This is a genomic window from Enterobacter sp. RHBSTW-00175 (assembly GCF_013927005.1).
GTDB lineage: Bacteria > Pseudomonadota > Gammaproteobacteria > Enterobacterales > Enterobacteriaceae > Enterobacter.
Map to the genome: position 1 here is coordinate 4,957,327 of NZ_CP055930.1, position 13,867 is coordinate 4,971,193.

A 13,867-nucleotide genomic window follows, 5' to 3' on the forward strand; every position below is an offset into this window, starting at 1 on the left:
GTCTTATAATAGTGATTATAATGTAATTAATTAGCTTTACTCCTCTCTTGCTGAACTGACGAAATTGACACAGAACAATATCCAGGCAGATCCTCCCCATTTTAAATGTATACAAACTGCAAATGCAGACCAGAAAGCCTACGATGTTTCGACTCCTGAACGGGTAATAGCCCGGTCTTACTCATTTAACCGAAAGTGCTCAACCGCGAGATAAAGTGATGATGTATTGCATTGAAGAGATTTGGAACAAAACCACCGAAACAGCCGCAGAGCTGGTAGAAGACGTTATGGCAGGCGCAGCCAGTGCTGGGGTACCTGTAGCGGCGGTAGCCCTCGCGGGTGAAACGGGCGTATCTGCTGTGGGGATGACTACTGGACTCGCCGCCCTGGGTTGTGGCTCGATGCTGGCTGGAGTAGCCGTTGTCGGCGGTCTGGGCGTTGTTTCGTATCTGGGTGTGAAATATGCGTTCAACGCCCTCAACAAAGAGAGCGAATAAAGCAAGTCACGCTTGAATAACGATACCAACAAAACTGTCTGAGAAATTAATGATGAATGCACCAAATAAACTGCTGGCACTAGCAGGTACACTGCTGCTTGCGGCCTGTTCAACTTCGCAGGAAATCAAACGTCCTGACGGCTCCAGTGAATACGATATTCAGTGCGGAGCGGCAACCGGCTGGGATATTTGCTACTCAAAAGCCAATGAGGTTTGCCCTGGCGGATACCAGGACTTATCTAAAGACGGTGGATTTAACCGTAAAGAGTTGCATATTCTGTGCAAGCGATAGCATGTCTGCTTATTTCACAGTCTCCAGTCTATTCGAAAGCGGTGAATGCCATTCAGCAAGCCGGGCGTATACCCGGCTTACCTTCGTCAGCACTACATTATCCATCCCAGCAGCAGCGTGGCGAAAATCACCGTCGATGCGCCGCCAATACGGGTGGCAATCTGCGCGAACGGCATAAGCGACATACGGTTAGAGGCGGACAAAATCGCCACATCCCCTGTTCCGCCCAGGCCGCTGTGACAGCAGGTCACAATTGCCGCTTCAACCGGGTACATGTTCAGCCGAGAAGCAATAAAATACCCGCTTAACGCCATCGTAATCACAATCGAGCCGCAAACGACCACGTATCCCACAGAAAAGACCGACACCACGCTTTCCAGTGGTACATACAACATGCCCAGGCCAATCATCAGCGGCCACACCAGCGCTGCGGACACAAACTTATAGCAACTGTGCGCCCCCTGCTCCATTGAGTCCGGGATCAGCCGGAAGTACTTGCACAGCACGGCAATCAGGATCATCAGCACCGGGCCTGGGATATGCACCAGCTTTTCAAACAATCCCCCCACAATGAAGAACGCGCACACCATCAGCAGGCCGCCGCCCATCAGGTGAAAATCGGTCGGCTGCACATGCTGTGCGCCAGCGAACAGGTTATCCTCGCTTTTGCCACGGGTTAACATGCCATTCCCTGAAAGTGAGGGCCGTTTCGCCCCCAGGCGCGCAAAGACGCCAGCGCAGATAATCGCGAAGATATTCCCCACCACCGCGGCCGGTGCCAGCTGCGCCACATAGACGTCCGGTGTTTGCCCCAGTATTGCTGAATACGCCAGCGACAGCGGTAAAATCCCCTCGCCAATCCCGCCCCCGATAATCGGAACGATAATGAAAAAGAACGTGTGATACGGCGTAAAGCCGAACAGTGAACCGACGATTAACCCGCTCAGCACGGCCATCAGCGTGCCGACCACCAGCGGAACAAACATGCGGATCATCCCCTGGATCAGCAGAATGCGGTTCATCCCCAGAATGCTACCCACCACCAGACAGGCGATAACAAAATAGAGCAGGTTCGCCTCTTTCATCAGCAGGTGAACGGTATCAAGCGTATGTTTCTGGAACACCCCGAAATAAACCAGTATCGATGGCACCATCAGGCACAGGATCGCCGGGCCACCGATATCTTTCAGAACCGGGATTTGTCGGCCAATTTTGGCAAACGCAAAACCGAGCGTCATGATCACCGCCAGCCCGCCAATCATATTTTTCGGCAGCAGACCCGCCCACGCGGAAATGGCCACGATAGAGGCAATGCCCACAAACAAGATCAACGGCACAGCCCCAACCTCGGCATTGTTCAGGCTGAAGGTAAAACGGGGTGATGCCGCTGGAGAAGGATGTACAGGATTATCTTTCATATAATCACCTGATTAGTCAGTTCGGGTAAACAGAGAAAAAAGAATAACTTGGTGTTATTCATGAGATTTAAAACGTTCTAAAAAGAAAAATAAAATTCAATAAGGCCATTTGTAAAACTGGCTTAGGGTGAAAATATCATGGTCAAATTCAGTAAGACAGACCACTCATCAACATGGTTGATGGAAATGTGAGCAGCACGATAATTCCATTTTAAATAACTTAAATCATCATTATGTAACTAAAGTTACTGGCAATTCTGTTTTTTATAAATTACTGCATTTTTCTTGTCATTCATCAATATATGAATACATGAAGCCTTATCAAACTAAAACAACCATTTTGAAATTAATAAAACCAGATAGAGTGTGACCGTTATCACTCCTGCCCTGTTTGCTAACCGCTAGATTAGCGCATCAACAAAACCCATAAAATGTACTCGACAGGATATCTTATGCCCTCATTATTATTACAGTCCCTGTTTCCACTCGTCTTTATTATGCTATTAGGGTGGTTAAGCGGAAAACTCGGTTATACCCGGCGTGAAGATGCAAACGTTCTGGCAACGGTAGTCATCCGCTTCGCCCTTCCTTTTCATCTTTTTATTGGTGCATTAAATACTGACCCCAATAAAATTAAGAACCTGACATTTATGGCCGTACTGGTTGTTGGTCTGATGGGGTCTTATTTACTGACGCTATTTATTTCACGCTTTGTTTTCCGTCATGATATTAAAACCAGCGCCATTCAGTCACTGGTGTGCGCCTTCCCGGATATGGCCTATTTTGGTGCCCCAGTTCTGGCGGTATTGATTGGCCCGGAAGGATTTATCGGCGTCCTGATCGGTAACATCATTACCAGCGTCATTATGATTCCATTGACTATCGTATTGATTCGCATGGGAGATAAGAGTGGTGATGAGAGCCTCAACGCGCTGCATCCGGGTGCGATGGTGCTGCAAAACCTGATCAAAGCAGCCCGCAACCCCATCGTCTGGATCCCAGTTTCGGGCGTGTTGTTAAGCCTGGCCGGTGTGCAAATTCCGCATATTCTCAGTATGCCGATTGAAATGGTTGGCAAAGTGTCTGGCGGGCTTTCTCTGTTTGCCCTTGGGCTGCTTTTCTACGGTGAACGTCCAAGACTTAACGTGCAGACATTTACCAACATCAGCATTAAAAATCTTATTCAGCCAGCAATGATGGCAGCCGCCGGCCTGGCATTTGGGCTCAGCCATACGTTATTGCAGCAGGTTGTTATTATTGGCGCAACCCCTTCCGCCATTGCCGCAGGAATGTTTGCGCTGCGCAGCGACACCTATATTGATACGGCCTCATCATCGATTTTGATTGGTACTGCCGTGGGTGTGCTGACTGAAGGCATTATGATTTATTTAATTTCTTAATCTGTTTTAATTCAAATTCGCTCAGGAGTTACCCATGTCTCGCAAAGAAGTGCTTTATACACCGTATAACGGAGCTGTTTTGCTGGAAAACCCACTGTTAAACAAGGGGCTGGCATTTATTAAAGAAGAACGTGACAATTTTAATTTGCACGGCTTATTACCTCACAATGTAGAAACTATCGAAGAACAGACCGAACGCGCCTGGGTGCAATTCTGTCATTTCAAGAGTGATATTTCCCGCCACGTGTATCTGAGAAATATCCAGGACACTAACGAGACATTATTTTACAACCTGTTACGCTCGCACCTTAAAGAAACCTTACCCATTATCTATACGCCAACCGTAGGTGAAGCGTGCGAACACTTCTCTACCATTTATCGCCGTGCGCGTGGTTTATTTATTTCATGGCCTAACCGCCACCGTATTGACGAGATGCTCCAGAGTTTTTCCCGCAATGATATCCGCGTCATTGTGGTCACCGATGGCGAACGTATCCTGGGGCTTGGGGATCAGGGGATCGGCGGTATGGGGATCCCGATTGGTAAGCTGTCGTTGTATACCGCCTGTGGCGGTGTGCACCCGGCCTCTACGTTACCGATTATGCTGGATGTTGGTACCAACAATCAGCAGCACCTGGACGACCCGATGTATATGGGCTGGCGTCACCCACGTATCAGCGATGACCAATACGCCGAGTTTATGGACATGTTTATCAACACCGTTAAAGCGCGCTGGCCGGATGTTCTGCTCCAGTTCGAAGATTTTGCGCAAAAGAACGCGACCAAACTGCTCCAGCGCTATCGTGACCAGCTTTGCTGTTTCAATGACGACATTCAGGGCACGGCGGCAGTCACCTCCGGCACGCTGATTGCCGCCGCTCACGCTGCGGGAACTCGCATTCGCGACCAGCGTGTCGTCTTTTTAGGCAGCGGCTCGGCGGGATGTGGCATCGCGGAAAAAATCGTGGCGCTGATGGTGGAAGACGGACTGACCGAGGCGGAAGCCCGCAGCAGGATCTTCATGGTCGATCGCTTTGGTCTGTTGACGGATGACATGACCAACCTGCTCGACTTCCAGAAAAACCTGCTTACGGCGCGGGTAAACCTCCAGGACTGGCAGGTTGAAACGAACAATATCTCACTGCTGGAGGTGGTGAAAAACGCCAGACCAACGGTGATGATTGGGGTTTCAGGGCAGCCAGGGCTGTTCAGTGAAGAGATCGTCAAAGAGATGCATCGCCACTGCCCACGCCCGATTATTATGCCGCTGTCTAACCCGACATCGCGCGCAGAAGCGCAGCCGAAGGACCTGATTGAGTGGACGCAGGGTGCCGCCCTGATTGCCACCGGCAGCCCGTTCGCACCAGTGTTCTATCAAAACGAGCAGTATGAAATTGCCCAGTGCAACAACGCGTATATCTTCCCGGGCCTCGGTTTAGGCATCATGGCCTGTAACGCACGCCGGGTTACGGAAGAGATGCTGATGACCGCCAGTCGCACGCTGGCCGCGCAGTCTCCGCTGGTCACCACCGAAAAAGGTGGCCTGCTGCCTCCGGTGGATCAGATTGAGTCGGTTTCCCGAACGATTGCGTTTGCCGTTGCGCGCACAGCCATTGACCAGGGGGTTGCCCCCGCCATCTCTGAGGACGAATTGATGGCGCGTATTGAGAAGACCTGGTGGCAGGCGGATTACGCGCCGTATCGTCGCTCGGCGCTGTAATGCTATGGCCGGGTAGCGGCGTCGCCTTACCCGGCCTACAAACTTACATCGAATACCCAGGTTTCTTAATCAACTCATCCATCTTCGGGCCTATTTCCGTGTCCCAGACCTGAGCTTTCCAGTCTTCCGGCTGTACCTGATTCAGGGCTACAGACACTGAGCTGTCTTTGCTGTCGAAGTGGCGAATTATCACCTGAGCAATATCTTCCGCCAGCGCGGCTTTTTGTTCATCGTTCAAATCGCGAGGGAAACATTTGATATCTACGTGTGGCATGTGCAGGCTTCCAGTTGTGAGTTAGCAGTCCACGTTATCAGATAATTTCGTTCACCTTTAACACCTTGTGCAGTTCAGGCAGTGCGCACACAGCATCCGCAATGGCAGTTATCTTTGGCGTATTAGCAGCAAACCACGCGTGGCGCGGCCCCCAGGATCGCATCACCGCGAGATACACATCAATCAACGTTAGCTGTTCGCCAAAGGTATAGGGCGCGGGATTGAGCTGATTTTCCAGCCACAGCCAGAGGGATTTCCGGTATTCGAGGCAGTTCTCCCTGAGCTGTTCCGGTGCATCAGGAACCCAGCGTTCGGGATAATCTGCATAGGTGAAGGTGGGATAGACATTGGCCACCAGCCAGATCAGCAGACGCTGAAACTGGCGGCGTTCAGGCTGGCCAACGGGCGGCGCGAGATCCGGGCATCTGTCGAGCACCATCAGGGCGATGGCCGCCGTTTCAGTCATTATCTCACCGTGCTCCAGGGCCAGCGTCGGCACCTGACACAACGGGTTAAGCGTTTCGAGTAAAGACCGCTGTGGGCCGGGTGCATCAAAACCGTCAACATTGACGAACTGATAAGGGATGTCGGCCAGGATCAGCATCACTTCACTGATTGCCGAACCCCAGCCGGGTACGCCATAGAGCTTAATCATGTTGCACCTCAGGAATAAAACCCTAAGTGTAGAGCAGCATTAGTAAGTTATCCCCGGCGGGTTGACCTCTGATTGCGCCACCGCTTCGCCCTGTTCGCCCCAGCGCCCCAGCACCTTCTGGTACTCACCGCGCTGAATGGCACCGTCCAGCGCTGCCTGTAGCGCATACACCAGCTCGTTGCCTTTTTTGGTGGTGGTGGCGACATAAGCCTTCTTCGGCCCTAAGCCCACCACGCGGGTTTTGCCGATTAACGCGGCTTTATACGCCGACACGGACTGCGGGCCAAAAAAGACATCCGCCCTGCCGGACTGAATGTACAGATTACCCGACGCATCATCGGTCAGATATACCGGCAATGCAGGTTCGCGCCCGGCGCGTTTGTTCTCTTCATTCCAGCCGAGCAAAATACGCTCCTGGTTCGTCCCGGAGCCGACAATCACCTTTTTGCCCGCCAGATCGACTGCACTTTTTATCGACTGAATATCACTGGTGGATTTCACCGAAAAGGCCAGGGAGTCAACACGATAAGTAGCAAAATCAAACTTCTCTTTGCGCTGTTCGGTAACGGCGATATTCACCAGCGCCACGTCATAACGCCCGGAAGAGATCCCCAGCGGCCAGTCTTCCCAGGCGGTGGGCACCAGTTTCAGTTTTAACCCCAGGCTGCCCGCCAGCAACCTGGCGATATCCGGGTCGCTGCCGATACGCGTACGGTTATCACTGGCAAGCAGCGCAAGCGGTGGTGAATTGAGCGCAGAAATCGCCACCGTCAGCGTTCCCGGCTCGACAAACTGATAGCCTTTGGGGATTTTCGCCACTGCCTGCTGATCCACCGTAACCGGCAGCGGTTGTTCATTGGCTTTTAAATCAATGCTGGCGTGGCTCGCCGTGGTCAGCACCAGACCGGCCAGAACTCCATATTTCATCTGCACTCCTTACAGCACTTTTGACAGGAACTGGCGCGTTCGCGCGTGGGACGGGCGGTTTAATACCTCGTCGCTGCTGCCTTGTTCAACAATTTTACCATCGACCATAAACACCACCTGATCCGCCACTTCGCGGGCAAAACCAATCTCGTGGGTCACTACCACCAGCGTTGTCCCGGAACGGGCCAGCTTTTTGATAACGTCCAGCACCTCGCCCACCAGTTCTGGATCGAGTGCAGAAGTGGGTTCATCAAACAACATCACCCGTGGACGCAGCGCCAGCGCGCGGGCAATGGCAATGCGCTGCTGTTGACCACCGGAAAGATGGCGCGACCAGGCATCGGCTTTTTCGCGCAGCCCCACCACGTCCAAAAGCCCATGTGCCCTTTCGATGGCCTCTTTGCGGCTCAGTTGTTTATGGGCAATCGGGGCTTCAATCAGGTTTTCCAGCACCGTGAGATGCGGGAACAGATTAAAGTTCTGGAACACGTAACCCACGTTTACGCGCTGCTTAAGGATCTCTTTTTCCTTGAGTTCATACAGCTTATCCCCCTGACGACGGTAGCCAATGTAGTCCCCGTCTATCTGGATAAAGCCTTCATCCACCCGCTCCAGATGATTAATGGTGCGCAGCAGCGTGGATTTCCCGGAGCCGGATGGCCCGAGGATCACCGTGACGGAACCGGGAGGGATCTCAAGCGAGACGTTATCCAGGGCTTTATGGCGGCCAAAGAACTTACTGACGCCGGTAATTGAAATGTGTCCTTCAGGAGAGGCTTGCATGGACAGGCTCCTGTACTTGAGTGGTGGTCACGGAACGGGTACGGCTACTGGCGCGGTTCTGATTAACCGCCGAACGGCGTTCGCTACGGGCAAGACCACGTTCCACTAAATGCTGAATGGCGGACAACACCGTGGTGATCACCAGATACCACACTGCACCGACCATCAGCAGTGGGATCACTTCCTGGGTGCGGTTGTAGATCATCTGAATGGTGTAGAACAGCTCGGGCATCGCCAGCACGTAGACCATCGCGGTGCCCTTCGCGAGGCTGATGATTTCGTTGAATCCCGCCGGCAGAATGGTGCGCAGCGCCTGGGGCAGAATAATGCGCAGGGTACGACGCCACGCGGGCAATCCCAGTGCGGCGGCCGCTTCATACTGGCCGTGATCGACCCCAAGGAAACCTCCGCGAATAATTTCAGCGGTGTAAGCACTCTGGACCAGCGTCAGCCCCACCACGGCGGTGGAAAATTGCCCCAGCACGTTGATGGTTTCAAAGCTTCCCCAGGTGATGCCGGTAAAGGGCACGCCAAGGGAAAGCGTGTCGTAGAGATACGAAAAGTTGTAGAGGATGATCAGCACCACAATCAACGGCAACGAGCGGAACAGCCAGATATAGCCCCAGGCCAGGCTGCTTAACAGCCATGAAGATGACAGCCGCGCCAGCGCCAGCATCCCGCCAATCACAACGCTTAAGACGGTACCAATCAGCGTCAGCAACAACGTCTGGCCTAACCCTTCCAGAATAACCGGATCAAAGAACCAGCGGGCAAACACCGCCCACTCCCAGCGCGGGTTAAAGGCCACGGACTGAATAACCACGGCCAGCACAAACAGCGCCGCCACGGCACCGACGGCGCGCAGCGGGTAACGCGCCGGGACCACCTTTATGGTTTCAACGTTTCTCATCGTCGTTCCTCATGCGGTTTTACTGAACGCTTCGCGTACCAGCGTTTTGGTGAATCGCAGCCGCCCGTCAAACGGGGGCTGGCTGTACTCTTCCGGGTCACGGTTAAGATCGAACTGCGGCTGATAGCCCTGGCTGATATAGAGCCTGACGGCCTCCGGCTGACGAAAACCGGTGGTGAGGTAAATCTGGCTATACCCCGCCAGCACCGCCCGGCGTTCCAGCTCCTGTACCACGCGTGCAGCCAGCCCTTGCTGGCGTAGCGCCTTATTCGTCCAGATGCGTTTGATCTCGGCAGTGCGTTCATCAAAGGGTTTGTAGGCCCCGGTGGCGATGATCTCACCGTCACGCTCCAGCACGATAAACAGCCCCTGCGGCGCTAAGTACCACTGCGTCAGCTCCACTTCCGCGTCTTTTGAGAAATAGTCCCCGTAGCGGGCGGCGTATTCACCGAACAACCCATCAATGATGGGCTGAAGATCGGCGTCTTCCGGCGAAACATCGCGAAATTGTTCGCTCATACGGCCTCCTTAGTCACCCAGACCTGCGGGGTTCACTTCTGATTGCGGGATACGTTCAACCCCTTCACCCCAGCGGTTCAGCACTTTGTCGTAGTCGCCGTTTTTAATCACGCCGTTAAGCGCGGTCTGCACCGGCTCCGCCAGACCACTGCCTTTTTTCAGCGTGACCGCAATGTGCGCAGCCTTCGGCCAGCCACCGTCTACGCTACCCACCAGTTTGGTTTTACCGGTTAACGCCGCTTTCCACGCCCCGATCACGTTCGGCCCGAAGAAGGCATCAGCCCGCCCGGACTGAATCGCCAGGGTTTGCGCTGCATCGTCTTTGGTGTAGACCGGGGTAAAAGGCTTAAGCCCTTTTTTGAGGTTTTCGGCGTCCCATGCCAGCAGGATCGATTCCTGATTGGTGCCCGAGCCCACGATAATGCGCAGTCCGGCGATATCTTCCGCTTTCTCAATAGACTTAATCGGGCTGGTGGATTTCACGTAGAAGCCCAGAGAGTCTTTCCGGTAAGTTGCAAAATCAAACTTCTCTTTGCGCTCTTTGGTGACGGTGATGTTGCTGATTGCCGCATCGTATTTGCCGGACGCCACACCCAGCGGCCAGTCTTCCCAGGAGGTTGGCACCACGTTCAACTCCAGCCCCAGGCTGTCGGCCACCAGTCGCGCCACGTCCACTTCGCTGCCGAGCAGGGTTTTGTTGTCGTCAGAAAAAACCGTCAGCGGCGGCGAATTAAGCGCGGCCACCGCCACGGTAAATTTACCCGGCACGGCGAAGCGATAATCTTTTGGCAACTGCGACACGGCAGCGCTGTTTTTCGCCGTATTAACCGGCGCTTTATTGGCTTCCAGACTCACGCCCGTGCCGTTAATGTTCACATTTTCTGCCCAGACGGCAGGGGTAAAGGCCAGCGCAAACGCCAGAATAAGCGATGTTTTCTGCATAGCGGGGTTCTCTTTTATTGTTGTGTAAACTGATTTTCAGGTTGTGCTAATCCCAGGCTCTCGCGAAGCGTGGTGCCAGGGTATTCCGTGCGGAATACACCGCGTGCCTGTAATACCGGCACGACTTGCTCAACGAAGCGCGGGAAGGTCTCCGGCGTACCGCCCTGAATGATGAATCCGTCAGCAGCAAAGCCGTCGAACCACGCCTGTAGTCCGTCTGCCACCTGTTCCGGGGTACCGGAGAAGCGTGGGCGCGGCGAGGCGGCTTCCAGCGCCACCTGACGCAGGGTTAAGTTGCGCTCCCGGGCATTACGCTTAATTTCATCCGTGGTGCTGCGGAAACTGTTTTTGCCTAAATCGCCAATATCCGGGAAGGGTTCATCGAGTGGATACTGACTGAAATCGTGATGCTCAAAATAACGGCCGAGATAATTCAGCGCGTCTTTAACAGAGACCAGTGCCGCGGTGGTTTGATACTGGTTTTCCACATCATCGGCATCTTTGCCGACAATAACGCTGACGCCCTGGAATATATGTAAATCCGTTGCGCGGCGACCATGACTTTCCAGCTGTTGTTTCACGTCGTGATAAAAGGCCTGCGCCTCTTCTAACGATTCGTGATGGGTAAATATGGCATCGGCATGTTTCGCTGCCAGTTTTTTCCCGTCATCGGATGCGCCAGCCTGAAATACAATCGGCCGTCCTTGCGGTGTGCGACCAATATTCAGCGGCCCGGCGACCTTAAAGAAATCGCCGTGGTGATCCAGGGTATGCAGTTTTGCAGGATCAAAGAACTGACCGCTCTCTTTATTACGCACAAAGGCATCGCCTTCCCAGGAATCCCACAACCCTTTCACCACATCCAGATATTCATCGGCAATGCGGTAACGCAGCGCGTGTTCCGGGTGTTTTTCGCGGGAAAAATTCTTCGCTGAACCTTCCAGCGGTGAGGTCACCACGTTCCAGCCCGCACGGCCATTGCTCAGATGATCCAGGCTTGCAAACTGGCGCGCCACGGTGAATGGCTCGCTGTACGAGGTGGATAATGTTCCCACCAGCCCCAGACGCGTGGTGATGCTCGCCAGCGCGGATAATACGGTGAGCGGTTCAAAGCGATTTAAAAAATGCGGAATGGATTTTTCATTAATATAAAGGCCATCAGCGACAAATAAAAAATCGAGCTTACCCTCTTCCGCCTTCAACGCCGTGTCTTTAACGAAATTAAAATTAATACTGGCATCTGCGGCAGCCGCCGGATGACGCCACGCAGACATATTTCCGGATGCACCATGCAATATGGTTCCCAGCCGCAATTGTCGGGTTGCAGACATATTCACCTCTTATGTTTAAACGTGTTGGAGTGCTTTTTCCGCAAGCTGTGCAAAATAGCGGGCAGCGGGCTCGATCAATGCTTCATCTGGGTTAAATGCCGGATGGTGTAAGCCGAAGGGGCTGGCGCTGCCAATACTGACAAATGCACCCGGAATATTCTGGAGATAAACCGCAAAATCTTCCCCGCCCATATGCAGCTCTGCGTGCCGGGTTTCATAACCTGCTTCCCGGGCAACCGAGGTGGCGAATTCAGCCCAGCGTTCGTCGTTCACCAGCGCTGTTGGCCCGGCGTACCAGGTAATATCGATCTGCGCGCTAAAGGCGCTGGCAAACCCGGCCGCGATTTCACCCACCCGCGCTTTGACGTTCTGCTGTACCTCGGTGCGGTGAGTACGCAGCGTACCTTCCAGCTCGACACTCTCCGGCAGGACATTCCAGGTGTTCCCTCCGGCGATGCGCGTGACGCTAAGCACCACGGAATCCAGGGTATTCACGTTACGGCTGGCCACGCTTTGCAGCGCCGTCACCAACTGGCTGGCCAGCACAATGGCATCATTTCCTTCGTGCGGGCGTGCCGCGTGCGCGCCTTTACCGGTGATGCGAATAACAAACCGATCGACGTTGGCATAAAACGGCCCGCCGCGAGTGGCGAATTCACCGACCGGCAGCCCCGGCTCGTTATGCATCCCGAAGATGGCGCTGACATCATGTAACGCCCCGGCGCGCACCATGCTTTTTGCCCCGCCGAAATTTTCCTCCGCAGGCTGGAACAGGATCCGCACGCGTCCGTTGAGCGCGTCTTCACGCTCTTTCAGCTTCAGCGCCGCCCCCAGGATCACGCTGGTATGGATATCGTGTCCGCAGGCGTGCATCACGCCCGCGCGCTGTGAGCTAAATGACACACCGCTGCGTTCCTCTATCGGCAAGGCATCAATATCTGCACGCAGGGCAATCAGCTTTTTGCCAGTACCAATTTCCGCGACCAGACCCGTTGGCAGTTCATAAGGCAGCGGCGTGATGCCCGCGCGGGTCAACCACTGGCGTAAACGGGCGGTGGTTTCCACTTCCTGCCCCGACAATTCCGGGTTCTGGTGCAGCTCGCGACGCCAGGCAATCAGTTGTTCACCAAAACTCATGCTGTAACCTCCTTGTTAAGTCGCGCCTGCGCCAGCAGACGCAGGGACTGAATACGCGTTGCGCCATCCGCAACTGGTGTATCAATAATGAATTCGTCGATGCCCCACTGCTGGTGCAGCGCGTTAAGTTGTGCCAGTACCGATTCCGCCGTCCCCGCCAGCAAAGACTGCGCGCGACGAGCAATACGTACCGGCTCGCTCCCGGCCTGGCGGGCAAAGGCATAGGCCTGCTCTTCGCTTGCTACGGTCACACGCTGACCATTTGCCAGCTCAACACCCCACACTTCCACTTTTTGCGCCAGGGCATCGGCCTGGGTCTGCGAAGAGGCAACAATCACCTGTACCGCAACGATGACGTCACGGGCGCTGTTAGCACGCCAGGTTGCAATCACATTGCGCAGCAGGTCGGGATCACCGTTCAGGTGCGCGGCAAAGACAAAATGCCAGTCAAGTTTTGCCGCTAACAGCGCGCTTTCGGTGCTCGCTCCCAGCAGGAATCCCTGAGCCGGAACCTGTGGCAGCGGCGTGGCACGCACGGCATCATCCTGCGACGGGTTTTCATTGCGTAACCAGCCATCCAGTTGCGTCAGTTGGTCGGCAAAACTGCCCTTTTGTTGCGGGTTCTGACCCTGCTGTAACGCACGGGTAGAGAGCGGCAGGCCGCCGGGGGCTTTACCCACGCCCAGATCCACGCGTCCGGGAGCAATAGCCGCCAGGACGTTAAAGTTTTCCGCCACTTTGTACGGGCTGTAATGCTGGAGCATGACGCCGCCAGAACCAACGCGAATGCGCTTTGTTTGCCCGAGGATCCAGGCAATCAGCAGCTCCGGCGAGGGGCTGGCCAGTTGAGGAGTATTGTGGTGTTCGGCAATCCAGAAGCGGTGATAACCCAGGTTTTCTGCCTGTTGGGCCAGGCTTAAGGTGCGCGCCAGCGCATCGGCCGCCGTTTCATTTTCGGCTATAGGGCTTTTATCCAGAATGCTGATTCGCCAGGACATGTTGTTATCTCGTTTGACTTAACATGTCGTCATTATTAAAGGCGGATTTCACCACTGAGAAACA

General features: G+C 54.1%; 13 protein-coding genes and 1 pseudogene. 4 read left to right on the forward strand and 10 right to left on the reverse strand.

The genetic code is table 11. From position 1 onward, the window contains the following. Positions 1-218 precede the first annotated feature (218 nt). Positions 219-497: a hypothetical protein gene (locus tag HV107_RS23995; RefSeq protein ID WP_182061224.1), complete on the forward strand. Its 279-nt coding sequence runs from the start codon at positions 219-221 to the stop codon at positions 495-497. 52 nt (positions 498-549) lie between these two features. Further along, a complete protein-coding gene (locus tag HV107_RS24000; protein WP_259349659.1) occupies positions 550-789 on the forward strand; it encodes a hypothetical protein in 240 nt (79 codons plus the stop codon). A gap of 92 nt (positions 790-881) precedes the next feature. Here the strand turns inward: HV107_RS24000 and HV107_RS24005 are convergent, their stop codons facing one another. Continuing rightward, positions 882-2,207: a 2-hydroxycarboxylate transporter family protein gene (locus HV107_RS24005; RefSeq protein WP_182061225.1), complete on the reverse strand. Its 1,326-nt coding sequence runs from the start codon at positions 2,205-2,207 to the stop codon at positions 882-884. 452 nt (positions 2,208-2,659) lie between these two features. On the opposite strand from HV107_RS24005, the gene HV107_RS24010 reads away from it, so the two are divergent. Beyond that, positions 2,660-3,607 (forward strand): AEC family transporter, encoded by a 948-nt coding sequence (locus tag HV107_RS24010; protein WP_182061226.1) that lies wholly within the window; start codon positions 2,660-2,662, stop codon positions 3,605-3,607. Between the two features lie 34 nt (positions 3,608-3,641). Further along, entirely contained in the window at positions 3,642-5,327 is a 1,686-nt protein-coding gene (locus HV107_RS24015; protein ID WP_182061227.1) for an NAD-dependent malic enzyme, read from the forward strand. A 43-nt stretch (positions 5,328-5,370) separates the two neighbouring features. Here the strand turns inward: HV107_RS24015 and pptA are convergent, their stop codons facing one another. The 9 genes and pseudogenes from pptA to HV107_RS24065 all read right to left on the reverse strand — a co-directional run bounded on the left by pptA (position 5,371) and on the right by HV107_RS24065 (position 13,803). After that, complete coding sequence (gene pptA / locus HV107_RS24020; protein WP_014070406.1) at positions 5,371-5,601, reverse strand: tautomerase PptA; 231 nt, start codon at positions 5,599-5,601, stop codon at positions 5,371-5,373. A gap of 37 nt (positions 5,602-5,638) precedes the next feature. Then, positions 5,639-6,256, reverse strand: coding sequence for a glutathione S-transferase family protein (locus HV107_RS24025; protein ID WP_182061228.1), 618 nt, complete (start codon positions 6,254-6,256; stop codon positions 5,639-5,641). A gap of 39 nt (positions 6,257-6,295) precedes the next feature. Further along, positions 6,296-7,183, reverse strand: a complete 888-nt coding sequence (locus tag HV107_RS24030) for a transporter substrate-binding domain-containing protein (RefSeq protein WP_182061229.1) — start codon at positions 7,181-7,183, stop codon at positions 6,296-6,298. 9 nt (positions 7,184-7,192) lie between these two features. Further along, on the reverse strand, positions 7,193-7,966 hold the full coding sequence (locus tag HV107_RS24035) for an amino acid ABC transporter ATP-binding protein (protein ID WP_182061230.1): 774 nt from the start codon (positions 7,964-7,966) through the stop codon (positions 7,193-7,195). Beyond that, entirely contained in the window at positions 7,950-8,876 is a 927-nt protein-coding gene (locus HV107_RS24040; RefSeq protein WP_166715394.1) for an amino acid ABC transporter permease, read from the reverse strand. Before HV107_RS24040 ends, HV107_RS24035 begins: the two co-directional genes overlap by 17 nt. A 9-nt stretch (positions 8,877-8,885) precedes the next feature. Next, positions 8,886-9,395 (reverse strand): GNAT family N-acetyltransferase, encoded by a 510-nt coding sequence (locus HV107_RS24045; RefSeq protein WP_182061231.1) that lies wholly within the window; start codon positions 9,393-9,395, stop codon positions 8,886-8,888. Between the two features lie 9 nt (positions 9,396-9,404). Continuing rightward, a pseudogene (locus tag HV107_RS27425) lies at positions 9,405-11,668 on the reverse strand (NtaA/DmoA family FMN-dependent monooxygenase). Positions 11,669-11,683: 15 nt separating this feature from the next. Further along, on the reverse strand, positions 11,684-12,805 hold the full coding sequence (locus HV107_RS24060) for an amidohydrolase (protein ID WP_182061234.1): 1,122 nt from the start codon (positions 12,803-12,805) through the stop codon (positions 11,684-11,686). Next, positions 12,802-13,803 (reverse strand): MsnO8 family LLM class oxidoreductase, encoded by a 1,002-nt coding sequence (locus HV107_RS24065; RefSeq protein ID WP_182061235.1) that lies wholly within the window; start codon positions 13,801-13,803, stop codon positions 12,802-12,804. The genes HV107_RS24060 and HV107_RS24065 overlap by 4 nt, the downstream gene beginning before the upstream one ends. Positions 13,804-13,867 lie beyond the last annotated feature (64 nt).

What these genes read in the sequence shown, in the direction of transcription:
- HV107_RS23995 (WP_182061224.1), top strand. Translation starts at nt 219, where the DNA reads ATGATGTATTGCATTGAAGAGATTTGGAACAAAACCACCGAAACAGCC.
- HV107_RS24000 (WP_259349659.1), top strand. Translation starts at nt 550, where the DNA reads ATGAATGCACCAAATAAACTGCTGGCACTAGCAGGTACACTGCTGCTT.
- HV107_RS24005 (WP_182061225.1), bottom strand. Translation starts at nt 2,207, where the DNA reads ATGAAAGATAATCCTGTACATCCTTCTCCAGCGGCATCACCCCGTTTT.
- HV107_RS24010 (WP_182061226.1), top strand. Translation starts at nt 2,660, where the DNA reads ATGCCCTCATTATTATTACAGTCCCTGTTTCCACTCGTCTTTATTATG.
- HV107_RS24015 (WP_182061227.1), top strand. Translation starts at nt 3,642, where the DNA reads ATGTCTCGCAAAGAAGTGCTTTATACACCGTATAACGGAGCTGTTTTG.
- pptA (WP_014070406.1), bottom strand. Translation starts at nt 5,601, where the DNA reads ATGCCACACGTAGATATCAAATGTTTCCCTCGCGATTTGAACGATGAA.
- HV107_RS24025 (WP_182061228.1), bottom strand. Translation starts at nt 6,256, where the DNA reads ATGATTAAGCTCTATGGCGTACCCGGCTGGGGTTCGGCAATCAGTGAA.
- HV107_RS24030 (WP_182061229.1), bottom strand. Translation starts at nt 7,183, where the DNA reads ATGAAATATGGAGTTCTGGCCGGTCTGGTGCTGACCACGGCGAGCCAC.
- HV107_RS24035 (WP_182061230.1), bottom strand. Translation starts at nt 7,966, where the DNA reads ATGCAAGCCTCTCCTGAAGGACACATTTCAATTACCGGCGTCAGTAAG.
- HV107_RS24040 (WP_166715394.1), bottom strand. Translation starts at nt 8,876, where the DNA reads ATGAGAAACGTTGAAACCATAAAGGTGGTCCCGGCGCGTTACCCGCTG.
- HV107_RS24045 (WP_182061231.1), bottom strand. Translation starts at nt 9,395, where the DNA reads ATGAGCGAACAATTTCGCGATGTTTCGCCGGAAGACGCCGATCTTCAG.
- HV107_RS24060 (WP_182061234.1), bottom strand. Translation starts at nt 12,805, where the DNA reads ATGAGTTTTGGTGAACAACTGATTGCCTGGCGTCGCGAGCTGCACCAG.
- HV107_RS24065 (WP_182061235.1), bottom strand. Translation starts at nt 13,803, where the DNA reads ATGTCCTGGCGAATCAGCATTCTGGATAAAAGCCCTATAGCCGAAAAT.